At 45.1% G+C, this 18266-nt stretch carries 13 protein-coding genes, 2 tRNA genes and 2 rRNA genes (1 of these 17 running past the window's edge); 2 read left to right on the top strand and 15 right to left on the bottom strand.

The window, feature by feature from the left end:
• The 10 genes from FQT28_RS00815 to FQT28_RS00770 form a co-directional block, all read right to left on the bottom strand.
• Window positions 1-1816, bottom strand: a 23S ribosomal RNA gene (locus FQT28_RS00815) (it extends 1086 nt beyond the left edge of the window).
• 121 nt (window positions 1817-1937) lie between these two features.
• A tRNA-Ala gene (locus FQT28_RS00810) sits at window positions 1938-2010 on the bottom strand.
• A gap of 51 nt (window positions 2011-2061) precedes the next feature.
• Window positions 2062-3608, bottom strand: a 16S ribosomal RNA gene (locus FQT28_RS00805).
• Together the 16S and 23S rRNA genes with 2 tRNA genes alongside form the textbook arrangement of a ribosomal RNA operon.
• A gap of 242 nt (window positions 3609-3850) precedes the next feature.
• A tRNA-Glu gene (locus tag FQT28_RS00800) sits at window positions 3851-3922 on the bottom strand.
• 117 nt (window positions 3923-4039) lie between these two features.
• Window positions 4040-4474 carry a cytidine deaminase family protein gene (locus FQT28_RS00795; protein ID WP_143989118.1) on the bottom strand — a complete coding sequence of 145 codons (435 nt, stop codon included), beginning with the start codon at window positions 4472-4474 and terminating at the stop codon, window positions 4040-4042.
• Window positions 4475-4486: 12 nt separating this feature from the next.
• The gene (gene gltX, locus FQT28_RS00790) at window positions 4487-5947 is read right to left on the bottom strand and encodes a glutamate--tRNA ligase (RefSeq protein WP_143989117.1); all 1461 of its coding nucleotides are present in this window, start codon (window positions 5945-5947) and stop codon (window positions 4487-4489) included.
• 127 nt (window positions 5948-6074) lie between these two features.
• Window positions 6075-7424: a glucose-6-phosphate isomerase gene (locus tag FQT28_RS00785; protein WP_000018269.1), complete on the bottom strand. Its 1350-nt coding sequence runs from the start codon at window positions 7422-7424 to the stop codon at window positions 6075-6077.
• A gap of 168 nt (window positions 7425-7592) precedes the next feature.
• Window positions 7593-8282: a gamma-glutamyl-gamma-aminobutyrate hydrolase family protein gene (locus FQT28_RS00780; RefSeq protein ID WP_143989116.1), complete on the bottom strand. Its 690-nt coding sequence runs from the start codon at window positions 8280-8282 to the stop codon at window positions 7593-7595.
• A 135-nt stretch (window positions 8283-8417) separates the two neighbouring features.
• Window positions 8418-10184 carry an ABC transporter ATP-binding protein gene (locus FQT28_RS00775; RefSeq protein ID WP_143989115.1) on the bottom strand — a complete coding sequence of 589 codons (1767 nt, stop codon included), beginning with the start codon at window positions 10182-10184 and terminating at the stop codon, window positions 8418-8420.
• A 1-nt stretch (window position 10185) separates the two neighbouring features.
• Complete coding sequence (locus FQT28_RS00770) at window positions 10186-11892, bottom strand: ABC transporter ATP-binding protein (RefSeq protein WP_143989114.1); 1707 nt, start codon at window positions 11890-11892, stop codon at window positions 10186-10188.
• Window positions 11893-12099: 207 nt separating this feature from the next.
• Between FQT28_RS00770 and FQT28_RS00765 the strand changes: the two genes are divergently transcribed.
• Both FQT28_RS00765 and galU read left to right on the top strand, forming a co-directional pair.
• Complete coding sequence (locus tag FQT28_RS00765) at window positions 12100-13116, top strand: NAD(P)H-dependent glycerol-3-phosphate dehydrogenase (RefSeq protein WP_143989113.1); 1017 nt, start codon at window positions 12100-12102, stop codon at window positions 13114-13116.
• A 21-nt stretch (window positions 13117-13137) separates the two neighbouring features.
• Window positions 13138-14037, top strand: coding sequence for a UTP--glucose-1-phosphate uridylyltransferase GalU (gene galU / locus FQT28_RS00760; RefSeq protein ID WP_084947361.1), 900 nt, complete (start codon window positions 13138-13140; stop codon window positions 14035-14037).
• A 116-nt stretch (window positions 14038-14153) separates the two neighbouring features.
• On the opposite strand, the gene FQT28_RS00755 is transcribed toward galU, so the two are convergent.
• The 5 genes from FQT28_RS00755 to FQT28_RS00735 all read right to left on the bottom strand — a co-directional run bounded on the left by FQT28_RS00755 (window position 14154) and on the right by FQT28_RS00735 (window position 18263).
• A complete protein-coding gene (locus tag FQT28_RS00755) occupies window positions 14154-14834 on the bottom strand; it encodes a rhomboid family intramembrane serine protease (protein WP_143989112.1) in 681 nt (226 codons plus the stop codon).
• Window positions 14818-15357: a 5-formyltetrahydrofolate cyclo-ligase gene (locus FQT28_RS00750; RefSeq protein ID WP_143989111.1), complete on the bottom strand. Its 540-nt coding sequence runs from the start codon at window positions 15355-15357 to the stop codon at window positions 14818-14820. The genes FQT28_RS00755 and FQT28_RS00750 overlap by 17 nt, the downstream gene beginning before the upstream one ends.
• Before the next feature lie 11 nt (window positions 15358-15368).
• Window positions 15369-16499 (bottom strand): N-acetyldiaminopimelate deacetylase, encoded by a 1131-nt coding sequence (locus FQT28_RS00745; RefSeq protein ID WP_143989110.1) that lies wholly within the window; start codon window positions 16497-16499, stop codon window positions 15369-15371.
• Between the two features lie 69 nt (window positions 16500-16568).
• On the bottom strand, window positions 16569-17267 hold the full coding sequence (dapD, locus tag FQT28_RS00740) for a 2,3,4,5-tetrahydropyridine-2,6-dicarboxylate N-acetyltransferase (RefSeq protein WP_049478396.1): 699 nt from the start codon (window positions 17265-17267) through the stop codon (window positions 16569-16571).
• An 84-nt stretch (window positions 17268-17351) separates the two neighbouring features.
• On the bottom strand, window positions 17352-18263 hold the full coding sequence (locus FQT28_RS00735) for a DMT family transporter (protein ID WP_143989109.1): 912 nt from the start codon (window positions 18261-18263) through the stop codon (window positions 17352-17354).
• Window positions 18264-18266 lie beyond the last annotated feature (3 nt).

Below are 18266 nucleotides of genomic sequence, written 5' to 3'. Positions count from 1 at the left end.
ATCATCTTACGATTTAGCAGAGAGCTGTGTTTTTGATAAACAGTTGCTTGGGCCTATTCACTGCGGCTGACTTAAAGTCAGCACCCCTTCTCCCGAAGTTACGGGGTCATTTTGCCGAGTTCCTTAACGAGAGTTCTCTCGCTCACCTGAGGCTACTCGCCTCGACTACCTGTGTCGGTTTGCGGTACGGGTAGAGTATGTTTAACGCTAGAAGCTTTTCTTGGCAGTGTGACGTCACTAACTTCGCTACTAAACTTCGCTCCCCATCACAGCTCAATGTTATAGAACTAAGCATTTGACTCAATTCACACCTCACTGCTTAGACAGACACTTCCATTCGTCTGCTTTAGTTAGCCTACTGCGTCCCTCCATCACTACATACTCTAGTACAGGAATATCAACCTGTTGTCCATCGGATACACCTTTCGGTCTCTCCTTAGGTCCCGACTAACCCAGGGCGGACGAGCCTTCCCCTGGAAACCTTAGTCTTACGGTGGACAGGATTCTCACCTGTCTTTCGCTACTCATACCGGCATTCTCACTTCTATGCGTTCCAGCACTCCTCACGGTATACCTTCATCACACATAGAACGCTCTCCTACCATACCTATAAAGGTATCCACAGCTTCGGTAAATTGTTTTAGCCCCGGTACATTTTCGGCGCAGGGTCACTCGACTAGTGAGCTATTACGCACTCTTTGAATGAATAGCTGCTTCTAAGCTAACATCCTAGTTGTCTGTGCAACCCCACATCCTTTTCCACTTAACAATTATTTTGGGACCTTAGCTGGTGGTCTGGGCTGTTTCCCTTTCGACTACGGATCTTAGCACTCGCAGTCTGACTGCCGACCATAATTCATTGGCATTCGGAGTTTATCTGAGATTGGTAATCCGGGATGGACCCCTCACCCAAACAGTGCTCTACCTCCAAGAATCTTTATGTCGACGCTAGCCCTAAAGCTATTTCGGAGAGAACCAGCTATCTCCAAGTTCGTTTGGAATTTCTCCGCTACCCACAAGTCATCCAAGCACTTTTCAACGTGCCCTGGTTCGGTCCTCCAGTGCGTCTTACCGCACCTTCAACCTGCTCATGGGTAGGTCACATGGTTTCGGGTCTACGATATGATACTAAGGCGCCCTATTCAGACTCGGTTTCCCTGCGGCTCCGTCTCTTCAACTTAACCTCGCATCATATCGTAACTCGCCGGTTCATTCTACAAAAGGCACGCTCTCACCCATTAACGGGCTCGAACTTGTTGTAGGCACACGGTTTCAGGTTCTATTTCACTCCCCTCCCGGGGTGCTTTTCACCTTTCCCTCACGGTACTGGTTCACTATCGGTCACTAGGGAGTATTTAGGGTTGGGAGATGGTCCTCCCAGATTCCGACGGGATTTCTCGTGTCCCGCCGTACTCAGGATACTGCTAGGTACAAAGACTATTTTAAATACGAGGCTATTACTCTCTTTGGCTGATCTTCCCAAATCATTCTTCTATAATCTTTGAGTCCACTTTGCAGTCCTACAACCCCGAAGAGTAAACTCTTCGGTTTGCCCTCCTGCCGTTTCGCTCGCCGCTACTAAGGCAATCGCTTTTGCTTTCTCTTCCTGCAGCTACTTAGATGTTTCAGTTCACTGCGTCTTCCTCCTCATATCCTTAACAGATATGGGTAACAGGTAGTACCTGTTGGGTTCCCCCATTCGGAAATCCCTGGATCATCGCTTACTTACAGCTACCCAAGGCATATCGTCGTTTGTCACGTCCTTCTTCGGCTCCTAGTGCCAAGGCATCCACCGTGCGCCCTTATTAACTTAACCTTATTTTTGACCTTTCAGTCATAAACTCTTTTAATACTACAGCGTTTCGGTTTATTTTCTTGTTACTATTTGATATAGATATTCAATTTTCAATGTGCATTACTTGGTGATCTCTCACCAATGGAGCCTAGCGGGATCGAACCGCTGACCTCCTGCGTGCAAAGCAGGCGCTCTCCCAGCTGAGCTAAGGCCCCACAAGACCTCTCAAGACTAAACAAGACCAATGCGCAGTTCCTTATCCTTAGAAAGGAGGTGATCCAGCCGCACCTTCCGATACGGCTACCTTGTTACGACTTCACCCCAATCATCTATCCCACCTTAGGCGGCTGGCTCCTAAAAGGTTACCTCACCGACTTCGGGTGTTACAAACTCTCGTGGTGTGACGGGCGGTGTGTACAAGGCCCGGGAACGTATTCACCGCGGCGTGCTGATCCGCGATTACTAGCGATTCCGACTTCATGTAGGCGAGTTGCAGCCTACAATCCGAACTGAGACTGGCTTTAAGAGATTAGCTTGCCGTCACCGGCTTGCGACTCGTTGTACCAGCCATTGTAGCACGTGTGTAGCCCAGGTCATAAGGGGCATGATGATTTGACGTCATCCCCACCTTCCTCCGGTTTATTACCGGCAGTCTCGCTAGAGTGCCCAACTAAATGATGGCAACTAACAATAGGGGTTGCGCTCGTTGCGGGACTTAACCCAACATCTCACGACACGAGCTGACGACAACCATGCACCACCTGTCACCTCTGTCCCGAAGGAAAACTCTATCTCTAGAGCGGTCAGAGGGATGTCAAGACCTGGTAAGGTTCTTCGCGTTGCTTCGAATTAAACCACATGCTCCACCGCTTGTGCGGGCCCCCGTCAATTCCTTTGAGTTTCAACCTTGCGGTCGTACTCCCCAGGCGGAGTGCTTAATGCGTTAGCTGCGGCACTAAACCCCGGAAAGGGTCTAACACCTAGCACTCATCGTTTACGGCGTGGACTACCAGGGTATCTAATCCTGTTTGCTCCCCACGCTTTCGAGCCTCAGCGTCAGTTACAAGCCAGAGAGCCGCTTTCGCCACCGGTGTTCCTCCATATATCTACGCATTTCACCGCTACACATGGAATTCCACTCTCCCCTCTTGCACTCAAGTTAAACAGTTTCCAAAGCGTACTATGGTTAAGCCACAGCCTTTAACTTCAGACTTATCTAACCGCCTGCGCTCGCTTTACGCCCAATAAATCCGGACAACGCTCGGGACCTACGTATTACCGCGGCTGCTGGCACGTAGTTAGCCGTCCCTTTCTGGTAAGATACCGTCACAGTGTGAACTTTCCACTCTCACACTCGTTCTTCTCTTACAACAGAGCTTTACGATCCGAAAACCTTCTTCACTCACGCGGCGTTGCTCGGTCAGACTTCCGTCCATTGCCGAAGATTCCCTACTGCTGCCTCCCGTAGGAGTCTGGGCCGTGTCTCAGTCCCAGTGTGGCCGATCACCCTCTCAGGTCGGCTATGTATCGTTGCCTTGGTGAGCCGTTACCTCACCAACTAGCTAATACAACGCAGGTCCATCTGGTAGTGATGCAATTGCACCTTTTAAGCAAATGTCATGCGACATCTACTATTATGCGGTATTAGCTATCGTTTCCAATAGTTATCCCCCGCTACCAGGCAGGTTACCTACGCGTTACTCACCCGTTCGCAACTCATCCAGAGAAGCAAGCTCCTCCTTCAGCGTTCTACTTGCATGTATTAGGCACGCCGCCAGCGTTCGTCCTGAGCCAGGATCAAACTCTCATTAAAAGTTTGAGTTCTCACTCATTTCTGTCACTGACAGATTTATTGTTTTTTCATTGTTCAGTACTATAACCTTAGTTATAGTGCCCTGCACATTGGTTCGTCTTGTTCAGTTTTCAAAGGTCTTTGTCACTCAATCTCTCTCAAACGACAACTATATTAGTATATCACAGCTAACTCTCTCTGTCAACACTTTTTTGAAACTTTTTTGAACTTTTTTCATCAAGTGTTCCATCCGCAACATACCATAGTCCGTACGGGATTCGAACCCGTGTTACCGCCGTGAAAAGGCGGTGTCTTAACCCCTTGACCAACGGACCTTGAGCTTGTCAACTCTTTCTATTATACCTACTTTTCAAACTTTGTCAAGAGATTTTTTAATCTCCTATACAAATTTTTCTATGATAATAGAAAAGAGCCAGTTTAACTGACTCTCTCTATTTTATTTGCCAATTAGTCGCGCGTTCCTCTCCCCACCAGTAAGGGATCAATTCGGCAACCTTAATTGTTTTTCTTGTTTCGTAGTCCATCATGAACTCTGCTTCTTTATTTTCAGCATTTAGTTCTAAGAGAAATTCTCTGCAGGCGCCACAGGGCATACCTGATCCTTCGCCGTAGGGAGGTTTATCTCGAAAGGCGAGGACTTTCTTAACTTTAGTTTGTCCTGAAAATTGATACATATTGAAGAGAGCTGCTCGTTCTGCACAGAGATGAAAAACGCCACAAGTGCCCTCCATACAAAATCCTGTGAATATCTGACCATCTTCTGCTTCTACTGCGGCAACAACATGGTTAGCATAAACAAAGTCAGAAACTTCATGGGGATTGTATAAGGTTCGCGCTTCTTCATACATCTTTTCCCATTTATCCATCGGAAGTCCTTTTTATTTAGAAATCTCTTTCAGCATGTTATCGATATGCTGGATTGACTTTTTACGTCCGAGCAAGAAAATGGTGTCTGGCAATTCTGGACCATGCATTTCCCCTGATACAGCAATACGAATCGGCATGAAGAGATTTTTACCCTTGATACCTGTTTCTTTTTGGACTGCTTTAATTTGTGGGAAGATATTCTCTGTCACAAATTCATCATCTGTCATCGCTTCGAGTTTTGCTTTGAAGGCTTCAAGAACTGTTGGGACTGTTTCACCCGCCATAACCTCGCGCTCAGCGTCTGTCAACTCTGGGAAATCTGAGAAGAAAAGATCTGTCAGCGGAACAATCTCATCAACTGACTTCATCTGTGGCTTGTAGAGTTCTACCATTTTCTCTGACTTGTCAGTCAAACGCCCTGCTTCTTCTAAGTATGGTTTGGCCATTTCAAAGATAGTAGCTAGATCGGCTCTCTTGATGTAGTCGTTGCTCATCCAGTCTAATTTCTTCTGATCAAAGGCAGCTGGTGACTTGCTGAGACGGTTTTCATCAAAGAGTTTAATCAATTCCTCACGAGAAAAAATTTCATCTTCGCCTCCTGGGTTCCAACCGAGAAGAGCGATAAAGTTAAAGACAGCTTCTGACAAATAGCCTTTTTTGCGGTAGTCTTCGATAAATTGAAGGGTATTGGTGTCCCGTTTAGACAATTTTTTACCCGTTTCAGAGTTGATAATCAAAGTCATGTGACCGAATTCTGGGGCTTCCCAACCAAGCGCTTCATAGACCATGAGTTGTTTTGGAGTATTAGCAATATGGTCATCACCGCGGATAACGTGAGAGATTTGCATATCGTGGTCATCGATGACAACGGCAAAGTTGTAAGTTGGGTAGCCGTCTTTCTTTTGAATCACCCAGTCACCACCGATGTTGCCACCTTCAAACTCGATATCACCTTTGACCATATCGTGCCATTTGTAGATACCAGATTCATTAACAGCCAAACGAACAGTTGGAATGATACCTGCCGCTTCACGTTCTGCGATGTAAGCTGCTTTTTCTTCTTCGCTCATACCAAGGTATTCATTGATGTAACGAGGGGTTTCACCAGCTGCTTCTTGGCGCTCGCGCTCAGTAGCCAATTCTTCTTCTGTAACGTAAGATTTGTAGGCTTTACCTTCAGCTAACAGTTGATCAATATATTTTTGATACAAGTCCAAACGTTCAGACTGGCGGTAGTTTTCATGAGTTTCTGGGCTTTCATCCCAATCCATGCCCAACCAGCGAAGATTTTCAAGCTGTGAGCGTTCTCCATCCTCAACATGGCGTTTACGGTCAGTATCCTCGATACGGATGATAAAAGTTCCACCATGATGGCGTGCGTAAAGGTAGTTAAACAATGCTGTACGGGCATTTCCGATGTGTAGTAGTCCTGTTGGACTTGGTGCGTAGCGTACGCGGATATCTTTTGACATAGTTTCTCCTATAAAGTCTCTAGGCGTCTGCCTTTTTGCTTTCTATATTATATCACAAGTCTCGCCTGAGTCCAATGTCTACGAATAAAGAGAGTAAAAAGAGTGGGCAAGCCACTCTTTTCTTCTATTATAGACGTGCGTTAAGCTCTTTGCTCAATTCTTCAAATCCTGGTTTTCCAAGAAGGGCAAACATGTTGCGTTTGTATGCTTCAACACCTGGTTGGTCAAATGGGTTGATGGCATTCAAGTAACCTGAAAGGGCAATTGCCAATTCGAAGAAGTAGATAGTGTAACCAAGAGTGAAAGCGTCTTGCTCTGGAAGAGTCACGTACATGTTTGGCACATCACCGTCAGTGTGGGCAAGAAGAACACCGTCAGTTGCTTTTTTGTTTACAAAGTCAACGTCTTTTCCTTGAAGGTAACCAAGTCCGTCAAGGTCTTCTTCCAAAGTAGGAATGATCACGTTCTTACGTGGTTTGTCAACACGGACAACTGTTTCAAACATGATACGAGTTCCTTCTTGGATAAATTGACCCAATGAGTGCAAGTCAGTTGAGAAGTTTGCTGAAGTTGGGTAAATACCTTTTTGGTCTTTCCCTTCTGATTCACCAGCCAATTGTTTCCACCATTCTGAGAAGTATTGAAGTGATGGCTCATAGTTTACCAAGATTTCAGTTGCATAGCCTTTGCGGTAAAGGATGTTACGAACGGCTGCGTATTGGTAAGCTTCGTTTTCTGAAATTTTATCTGAAGTGTAGTCTTTACGAGCTGCATTCGCACCTTCCATAAGGGCTTTGATGTCAGCTCCTGATGCAGCGATTGGAAGCAAACCAACTGCTGTTAATACTGAGAAACGTCCACCGATGTCATCTGGAACTACGAATGTTTCCCAACCGTTAGCGTCTGCTTCAACCTTAACAGCACCTTTTTGGCGGTCAGTTGTAGCGTAGATACGTTTGTTAGCTTCTTCTTGACCGTATTTCTTAACCAAGAGTTCTTTGAAGACTCGGAAAGCAATCGCTGGTTCTGTTGTTGTACCTGATTTAGAAATCACGTTTACTGAGAAGTCTTTGTCAGCTACGTACTCTACCAAGTCAGCAAGGTAAGTAGATGAGATTGAATTCCCTGCGTAAAGGATTTGTGGAGCTTTGCGTTCTTCTTTTGTTTGCAAGTTAGCAAAGTGGTGGTTCAAGAAGTCAATAGCCGCTTTGGCACCAAGGTAAGATCCACCGATACCGATTACAACCAAAACATCGCTGTCTGATTTGATTTGCTCAGCAGCTTTCAAGATGCGGTCGAATTCTTCGCGGTCGTAATTTTCAGGAAGGTCCAACCAACCCAAAAAGTCACTACCAGCACCAGTTCCTTTACGGATCAATTCGTCTGCTGCTGTTACTTGTGATTGCATGTATTCCACTTCATGTGGGGCAACAAATTTGTCTAAAACTTTTGAATAATCAAATTTAATATGTGACATGATAATCCTCCAAAATTTCTTCTTTTCTATCATAACGCTTACCTTCGATTTTTTCAAGCTTTTTTATTGAATTTGCCCAATTTTTATCAGAATTCAAACGTTTGCGTAAATTTGCTAAAATATAAAAAATCTGAAAGAACGAATAAAAACGGCTAGAGTCTCTAACCGTTACAATTCATTTAATAAATACTCAAATAGTTCTAAATTGCCGTCTTCTTCATTGACCAGAAACTCTGGATGCCACTGCAAACCGATGATACTGTGCTCGTCGATAGACTCAATCGCTTCAATAGTCTGGTCTCGAGGATCCACCGCTGTCACACGGAAATTAGGTGCCAGATCTTTGATACTTTGACGATGGACTGAATTGACTTGACTTTCTTTGCCAAACAACTTGGCCACCACGCTTCCTTCCACTGTCTCAATAGAATGAGAGGTTCCAAAAGGCAAACCTTGCCAGTGACCTTCAATTTCTTGGTGAAGAGTGCCGCCAAAAGCAACATTGACCAGCTGAACCCCACGGCAGATTGCCAAAATGGGCTTATTCTGATGAAGTGCTTCTCTCAAGAGTGCCAATTCAAATTCATCACGGACTAGATTGTAATCGTCGCTCTCAATGGTCTTTTTCTCTCCATAAAACTGAGGATGGACATTTTGCCCACCTGTCAAGATGAGTTTGTCAATCATTTCCACATAATCGCGCACAATGGACTCATCTCCTACAGGAATCACTAAAGGGAGACCTCCGACTTGACGAATGCTCTCTGCAAATTTACAGGATACAGATGAGTGAATGTTTTTTCCTTCTGCATCTACAGGACATAGATTTGCAGCAACTCCTACAACCGTTCTAGCCATAATGTGTCTCCTTTCGATTTTCTTGCGACAGTCTTATCTTATCACTCCAACCCTTTCCTGTCTAATATGTTTTTTTAAAGACCGTGATAAGTATTTTTTATGGATAAGAAAAAGCTGCCCAAGAGGACAACTTCTTTATTCGAAGACAAATTGATTGTGATACAGTTCTGAGTAGAAGCCGCCGAGCTTGAGCAACTCGTGATGATTTCCACGTTCAATAACCTCTCCATCTTTTAGGACAATAATCTGATCGGCATTGAGGATGGTCTTGAGACGATGGGCAATCACAAAACTGGTTCGTCCTGCTACAACTGCCTCCATGGCATGCTGGATCTTGCTTTCTGTTACGGTATCGACATTGGAAGTCGCTTCATCTAAGATTAAAACTTGGGGATCTGTCATCAAGGTCCGAGCAATGGAAATCAATTGTTTCTGACCAGTTGAAAAGATATTTTGCTCATCATCAATAAGGGTATCATACTTATCAGGCAAGCTTTCGATGTAGTCATGAATATGAGTTGCCTTAGCAGCTGCTTCGACCATTTCCTGACTGGCATCTGGCACACCGAAGCGGATATTGTCTCGGATTGTTCCACTAAACAAGACCGAATCCTGAAGGACAATCCCGACCTTGCTCCGCAGACTGTCCAAGTCGTAGTCCCGGATATCTTTGCCATCAAAACAAATGCTACCTGCATCCACATCGTAGAAACGATTGATGAGGTTCATGATGGTTGTTTTCCCCGAACCAGTCGGACCGACAACTGCTATCATCTGCCCCTTAGGAGCTGAAATGCTAACATCTTTTAAAATCGGCTTATCTGGCACATAAGAGAAATCAATGTGACTGATTTCAACACCTTCTCGCAATTCCGTGAAGGCTGGTGCATTTTGCGGGCGAATCTCTTCTTCTGCATCGAACATTTCTTGGATACGATCGGCTCCTGTAAAGGCCAACTGGAGGCTCCCCCAGCTAGCAGCCACCTGGATAATCGGCTGGTAGTACTGCTGAGAAAATTGGGTAAACATGACGATCAAACCTAGGGCTGTCGTTGTTTCGATACTTGGATCGTTCAGCAAGACCGCAGAACCTGCAAAAATAACGATGGCCGTATTGACCAAACTCATCCCATTCATAACTGGAAAGAGGATGCCTGAGAACATTCTTCCTTTAAAGGTTGCCTTGCGCACGCGCTCATTTCGCTCCACAAAGCCTGCTACGATGTCGTTTTGAATTCCTTGTACAATAACAGCTTTCTGCCCTGAAATGCTTTCGTCCATGTAGGCGTTGAGTTTCCCAACCTCTTTTTGCTGGAGATTGGTGTACTTGCGGGCCATTTTCACTATGAAGACCAACATGAGAAAAGCAACTGGGGTGCTGGCTACTGTTATCAGGGCTAGTGTCACATTTCTTGAAAACATGACAAAAATCAAGCCGATGTAAAGAGCAATATTGCTCATGACCTGAACTAGGCTTTCATTGAAAGCCTGAAGGATATTGTCCAAGTCACTAGTGAAGCGTGAAAGGATATCGCCATCTTGATGGCGGTCAAAGAAAGAAACAGTCAGACGCGAAAGCTTGCCAAAGAGGCCCTTACGCATCTCATTAGTTGACTCAGAAATAATACGGGTCATCAAAATCATGTAAATCAAACTGGACACAACCAAGACCAGCACAACCATGGCTAGATTCAGCATCAGAGCTGACAAACTCTGCCAGGCTAGTTCTGAAGTGCCATTTTGATAGGCTAGGACTAGATTAGCAAGTTCGGTCACTGCTTGACCTGAAAAAACTGGAAAGAGGGCTTGGGCAATCGTCGCAACTGCAACCATCAGAATCACAATGACAAAGGAGAGCTTGTAAACTTTAAAATAATTCCAGAAAAATCGAACGGTTTTCATTTTATTCCTCCTTTCCCTTTTGTGTTTCGTAGATTTCGCGGTAGACGGCATTGTTAGCTACCAAGTCTGCATGCCTTCCTTCTCCAATCAAGCGTCCTTGGTCCAAGACCAAAATCTTGTCTGCATGGACGACTGAACTGATCTTTTGAGCGATGATAATCGTTGTTGTCCCTTTCAGGTCTTTGTTCAAAGCCTCCTGAACGAGTCTCTCTGACTTAGCATCCAAGGCCGAAGTCGAATCGTCAAAAATCAGGATACGGGGATTGCTGACAATCCCACGAGCAATCGACATCCGTTGTTTTTGTCCACCAGAAAAGTTGGTGCCACGTTCTTCGACCTGACTCTCAAATTTGTTTTCCATGCGTCCAATAAATTCACTGGCTTGGGCAATACGCGCCGCACGTTCAAGCTCGGATACGCTGGCATTGCCTTTTCCTTGACGAAGATTATCTGCAATGGTCCCACTAAAGAGAATAGCTCTTTGCAAGACGATGGAGACCGTTTTACGCAAGGTTCCCTCGCTGACATCTCGAATGTCCTTGCCACCAATCTTGATAGAACCCTCCTGTGGATCAAAAAGTCGTGGAATTAGCTGGGCAAGGGTGGACTTACCTGCCCCAGTCGCCCCCACCACACCGACCATCTGACCTGGTGCAACTTCAAAACTTACATTCTTAAGCATGGGCTCTTCATCAGTAGGATAAGTGAAGGTCACATTTTCAAAAGAGAGACTTCCTTCTAGATCCTCATCTGGAAGATCCTTAAAAGTCATCACTGGTTCGGTATCTAGAACCTCACGGATACGCATCATCGAAATCATAGCCCGACTGACAGAATTCCCTAAGAATCCAACCATGACGATTGTAAAGATAATCTGACTGAGGTAGTTAACAAAGGAAGCAATAGAACCAACGACTGACGGATCCGACTGAGCCATTCCCGCAACTAACCAGATGGAGAGGAAAACCGCTCCGTACCCAATGAGCATCATAAAAGGTTCCACTACTGAAAAGGCATAGCCAATATAAATATTTTGTCCCAGAAGCTCATCTGAGACCTCAGTAAACTTGTCAAATTGCTCTTTTTCCTGCACAAAGGATTTGACCACACGCACACCACGTAGATTTTCCTTGGCGATGGCATTAATTCGTTCAAGAAGAGTTTGAAACTTGGCGAAGCGCGGCCCCATCATCCCCATCATGATACCTGTAAGCGCAAAAATCAGCACTACCATAAGGACAATTACCCACCAAAGCGAAGGCAGGGTGTGAACCGCTAAGATAAAGGAACCGATAAAAAGCAAAGGAAGACGGAAAAGGATTTGGAAAACCATCATCACCATGTTCTGAATTTGGTTGATATCATTGGTCATGCGGACAACCAGATTCCCAGCATTAAACCGCTCAATGTTGGCATAAGAAAAGGTTTGGATCTTACGAAAAGCATCTTCTCGAAGATCCGAAGATACTCCCTGAGCGATATAGGCTGCAAGAATAACATTGACACCACCTGCAACCAGACCCACGAGGGCTACTCCTATCAACCATGCCCCAATACTATAAATAACCTCATGTCGGCCAGCCAGTAGAGCATCTAAAACCTCCTGCAAATAGCGAGGTTGCAAGAGCGAGCTTGCAACCATCAAGCCTGTCATCACAAAGGATGCCAAGGCTTGCCATTTATAGGCTTTAATTTTTTCAATTAGCATACTTCCTCCTTAATCAGATAGACAAAAGGGAGTGACGAAATTCGCCAGCTCCTCTCATTCTTTCATGTTGATGCTATTCTAGCAAAAAAGAGGAATCTTGTCAAAGGCGTTTTCTTATTACAAATTAGTGCGCTTTCACTCGCAAGTAATGCATGAAAAGGCTTTTTATGGTAAAATGAAAAGAAGAACTCTTACAAGGAGGAAAAGATGAAGAAACAAACCATCGCTGTCTTGGGTCCTGGTTCTTGGGGAACTGCCCTTTCGCAGGTCCTAAACGACAATGGACACGAGGTTCGGATTTGGGGAAATATTCCCGACCAGATCGATGAAATCAATAACCAGCATACAAATAAACGATACTTCAAAGATATCCTACTCGACGAAAAGATCAAAGCCTATCATGACTTGGAAGAAACACTAAGGGATGTGGATGCTGTTTTATTTGTTGTCCCAACAAAAGTAACGAGACTGGTTGCCCAACAAGTAGCAAAGGTACTCGATCACAAGGTTGTCATCATGCATGCCTCCAAAGGATTGGAACCAGATAGCCACAAACGTCTATCAACTATTCTTGAAGAGGAAATCCCAGCTGACCTTCGTAGTGAAGTCGTCGTTGTTTCAGGACCTAGCCACGCTGAGGAAACGATTGTTCGGGATATTACCTTGATCACTGCAGCCTCTAAAGACCTCGAAACTGCCCAGTACGTTCAAAATCTCTTTAGCAATCACTACTTCCGTCTCTATACTAATACGGATGTTATCGGGGTTGAAACCGCTGGTGCTCTCAAAAACATCATCGCAGTTGGAGCTGGGGCACTACATGGACTAGGCTTTGGCGACAATGCCAAGGCGGCTATCATTGCCCGTGGCTTGGCTGAAATCACCCGTCTAGGGGTCGCTCTTGGAGCTAACCCTCTGACTTATAGCGGGCTTTCTGGAGTTGGGGATTTGATCGTAACGGGAACATCTGTCCACTCTCGTAACTGGAGGGCAGGTGATGCTCTCGGTCGTGGAGAATCCCTCGCAGACATCGAAGCAAACATGGGCATGGTTATCGAAGGAATCTCAACAACTCGAGCGGCTTACGAACTGGCTCAGGAATTGGGTGTCTACATGCCAATCACACAAGCTATTTACCGAGTCATCTATGAAGGTGACAATATCAAAGAAGCAATCACTGACATCATGAGCAATGAATTTAAAGCAGAAAACGAATGGTCTTAGACCCTTATAGAAAGGAACATTATGAAACAAAAAGTCAGAAAAGCAGTCATCCCTGCCGCTGGATTGGGAACTCGTTTCCTCCCTGCAACTAAGGCCTTGGCCAAGGAAATGTTGCCAATCGTAGACAAACCTACCATCCAATTTATCGTTGAAGAAGCCCTCAAATCTGGAATCGAAGATATCTTGGTTGTTACTGGTAAGTCAAAACGTTCCATCGAGGACCACTTCGACTCAAACTTCGAATTGGAATACAACCTCAAAGAAAAAGGGAAAACAGATCTTCTGAAGCTAGTTGATGAAACAACTGGCATGCGTCTGCATTTTATCCGCCAAACTCATCCACGTGGTCTCGGCGATGCTGTTTTACAAGCCAAGGCTTTCGTCGGAAATGAACCTTTTGTCGTGATGCTTGGGGATGACTTGATGGATATCACTAATGAAAAGGCTGTTCCGCTCACCAAACAACTCATGGATGACTACGAGCGTACTCACGCGTCTACTATCGCTGTTATGCCAGTCCCTCACGACGAAGTCTCTGCTTACGGGGTTATTGCTCCGCAAGGCGAAGGAAAAGACGGCCTTTACAGTGTTGAAACTTTCGTTGAAAAGCCAGCTCCAGAGGACGCTCCTAGCGACCTTGCTATTATTGGACGCTACCTTCTCACGCCTGAGATTTTCCAAATTCTAGAACAACAAAAACCAGGTGCTGGAAATGAAATTCAGCTGACGGATGCAATCGACACCCTCAATAAAACACAACGTGTATTTGCTCGTGAGTTCAAAGGGGCTCGTTACGATGTCGGGGACAAGTTTGGCTTTATGAAAACCTCCATCGACTACGCTCTCAAACACCCACAAGTCAAAGACGACTTGAAAGACTACCTCATCCAACTTGGGAAAGAGTTAGCTGAGGGGAAATAGAAGAAAAACAAAGCTCTTAAATAAGGGCTTTTTTTTGTTGAAGCTTGCAATAAAAAAGCCATCTTTGCAGATGACTTATTGGCAACCGAATCGGTGCTCGCTTTTAACTATTCCCTCTACACATAGCTCATTCCCTTATAGCATAGGAAAACGGCTAGTGCGATAAAAAGTACGGTTGCTCCGATTCGCTGGCTGGTACTGTACATCCTTCTCTCCCATTTAACTGGAAAAATGACTGCTAGAAAAGCACCGCCTACTGCGCCACCAATATGCCCTGCTAGGCTGATTCCTGGAATCAGAATACTTCCAATGATATTGATCACGAAAAGCGTCAGGTAGGATTGCCCTAACTGCTGGATATAGGGGCTGCGAGTCGCATAGCGCAAAACGATAATCGCAGCAAATAGTCCGTAAAGAGAAGTGGAGGCCCCTGCTGCTACAACTTTCGGTGTGAAAGCAAACACAAAGAGGTTGCCCATCATTCCTGATAAGAGATAGAGAAAGAAAAACTGCTTAGAGCCGAAAATCTCCTCCACCTGTTGTCCAAGAAAGTAGAGTGAAATCATATTGACAATGAAATGCTCCCATCCAATGTGCACAAATATAGCCGAAAATAGGCGCCAAATCTGCTCTGGGAACAGGCGAATGATCGGTCCATACATAGCTCCAAACTGAAACAGAGTTTTGACTTGATCAAAGTTGATACCCGTAGTAATCAGCATCAGTAGAAATACAAAGCCAGTCACTAGGAGAAAAAAACTAGTCACAGGATAACGTTTATCAAAGATTTCCTTCATAGATTAGCACCTCCTGGACGGGGATATCATGGTCTTCCAAGTTAAACTCCTGAACCTGACAAGGGTGGATTGTACTCATGGTATGCCCAGCAAAATGTTCCAGATAGCGGTCATAATAACCTCCGCCATATCCGATCCGATAACCCTCTGTTGTAAAAGCCAAGCCCGGAACATGAATTAAATCAATCTGAGACGGTTCCACCACTTCCAAGTCTCCTTGCGGTTCCAGTAAACCAAAGGAAGTTTTTGCCAACTGCTTCGGATCATATACCACAAACTCCATGCGCCCCTTGGGATAGGTTTTGGGTATCAGGACCTTCTTGCCGTCCTTCAGCGCCCGCTCGATCAGTTCTTGCGTTTGAAATTCATGAGGGAAGGAGAGATAGGTTGCGATGACCTTAGCTTCTTGGTAAAAGGGATGTTGTAAAAAACGCTCGGTTAAAGCTCGATCCATAGCCTGTTTTTGCTCCTGAGAAAGAGCCTTCATTTCTTGCAAAATTTTCTTGCGTAGTTCTGCTTTCATAGACAATTCCTCTACTCTGCTGCCTTCTTTTTCAGGAAACTAGAGACCGCATCTACCCCAATGGCTAAGGCTTCTTCCTTAGGGCTCATCTGAGGGTGATGAAGGGCGTAGGGACTATCGATGCCTAGCCAGAACATAACGCCATCTACCTTCGAAAGGAGATAACCAAAGTCCTCACCAGTCATAGCAGGCTCGATATCAATCAACTCGATTCCGTCTTTCTCTTCAAAAAAGTCCATCAGTTCACGCGCCAAGGCTGGATTGTTCTCAACAGGTAGGTAGCCTCCTTGCTTGAGTTCCACTTCGACTTCCATATCAAAGGCTGCTGCAACCCCTTCTGCAACTGTCTTGACTCTTTTTTGTACCAAGAGGCTCATTTCCTGAGTCAAGGCGCGAATGGTTCCGTGTAAAAATGCTGTGTCTGTAATGACATTGTTGGTTGTTCCAGCTTGGAAAAGGCCAAAGGTCACCACCGCTCCCTCGATTGGATTGACATTGCGGCTGACAACTGACTGCACCTGGGTTACAAAGTAACTAGCCGCCACCAAGGCGTCATTGGCTTCATGCGGGAAGGCTGCGTGCCCACCTTTTCCTTTGAAACGAATCTTCACCTCACAAGTCCCTGCAAAGAGCGTATGGGTGTTGGTCGCAATCTGGCCGACTTTCAAATCCGGACGAACATGGAGACCATAAAACTGGTCTGGCAACCAATCTCCAAAAGCACCATCCTCATACATGAGCATACCACCAGCTTCATTTTCTTCAGCAGGTTGAAACAGAAAAAGCAGATTATTCTTGGGTTGCTCCTCAAGAGCACGCTCGAGACAGCCCAAGGCAATGGTCATATGAAAATCATGGCCACAGGCATGCATTCGACCTTGGTGTTGAGAAGCAAAAGGTAGACCTGTTTGTTCGACAATAGGCAGGCCATCAATGTCTGTTCGCCAACCAATGGTTCGTTCCGGCTGACTTCCCTGCAAATAAACCAGAATACCTGTCCGCCAAGTACGAATTTGAACAAAATCCTTGCCCGTAGTCAATTTTTCAATCACATCCAGCAAATAAGCCTGAGTCTTAAACTCCTCCAAGCCAATCTCTGGAATCTGGTGTAAATCTCGTCTAGTCTGAATCAAATCTAACATCTATCGATCCTCCTTTTGATAGAAGAAAGAGGCTGGAAAAAGGGTTCCGCCTCTTTTTTACTTTTACAATTACAAGGTACGAAGCGCATCCTCAAGCGCTGTTTTTTGTTGGGTTTGGGCATCGATCTCTTTAATGATACGAGCCGGAACACCTGCTACTACAACGTTTTCTGGAACATCTTGGGTAACAATAGCTCCTGCTGCAACAACTGAACCACTGCCGATTTGGACCCCTTCGATAACCACTGCATTGGCACCGATAAGAACATTGTCTCCAACACGGACTGGCTCAGCGCTAGCTGGCTCAATCACACCCGCCAAAACTGCACCTGCACCAACGTGACTGTTTTTCCCAACGATAGCACGACCTCCAAGGATGGCACCCATGTCAATCATGGTTCCAGAACCGATTTCAGCACCGATATTGATAACAGCTCCCATCATGATAACAGCATTATCACCAATTTCCACCTGGTCACGGATAATAGCACCTGGCTCGATACGAGCATTGATAGCACGTTTGTCTAGCAAAGGAACTGCAGAATTACGAGCATCTTGCTCGACAACATAATCTTGATTTTCTACTAAACCTTCAAGAAGCGGAGCCACGTCCTTCCAGTCTCCGAATAAAACATTCCCTAGTTTGACAACAGAGCTTGGTACAGCAGTTGCGAGTTCCCCTTCAAAGGTTACTTTGACACTGGTTTTCTTTTCAGCATTGGCGATAAATTGGATAATTTCTTGAGCGTTCATTTTTGTAGCAGTCATAGGTGCCTCCTGGTTCGTTATAATGATACCTATTCTACCAAAAAAGGCCTCAAATTTGAAGCCTCAACTATCAAATAATCATCTTTACTGGGCTTGTTTTGCTTCCTCTACAGATAAAAAAATCATCGGAACGATAATCAACACCATAGCTAAGGCCAAAAAACCATCCATGACCAATCCCAAAAAAAGAACACTTAATAAAGCTGAAGAGAGCGGTTCGCTAGCACTCACCACCGATACAACCAGCGGGGAAACGAGTGACACAGCCTTCATAGATAGGAAGAAAGCAAAAGCAGTTCCAAACACGGCAATCATCAGACAAATCAGCACGCTTACCAGATCCATTTGAAAGCTTATCTGATAGATAGGGTAAAGGAAATTACTAAAGAGCCCTGCCAGAATCATCCCCCAACCAACAGTAGGGACAAATCCATAGTGGCGGGCAAATCGTTGGGGAAGGATGACATTAAACATGACCCCTACCGCACTGAGCAAACCAGTCACTAGAGCCAAGGGCGTCATGGATAACTGGGACAAGTCCCCTTTTGTGGCCATCAAAAAAACACCTAGCATGGCAATCAAAACATAGAGAATCGCTGTAATCGAAGCCTTTTTCTGGTAGACAATGCGATTGTAAAACAGGATAAAAACTGGGCTGATAAATTGCAAAATGGTCGCCGTCGTCGCATTGGAATACTCAACGCAGAGATAGAAGAAAAACTGCACAGAAAAAATACCTAGAATAGCATAGGCTAAAAAAGGTAGATAATTTTTCTTATCACGCCAGATGTCCAATAATCGAGTGCGCAACTGAAAGGCCGATAAGCCTAAAACCAAACTCCCCGCTACCAGTAAACGCATAGAAGTAATCCATCCAGAAGACACTGGATAATGAGTGAAAAAATACTCTCCTAAAATCCCACAGATCCCCCAGATTAGGCCTGAGAGTAGCGAATATAATGTTCCCTTAACAATCTTTTTCTGATAATGATTCATATT

This window comes from Streptococcus oralis (assembly GCF_901543815.1).
Classification (GTDB): domain Bacteria; phylum Bacillota; class Bacilli; order Lactobacillales; family Streptococcaceae; genus Streptococcus; species Streptococcus oralis_CM.
This window is presented reverse-complemented; position numbering and strand designations above follow the sequence as displayed.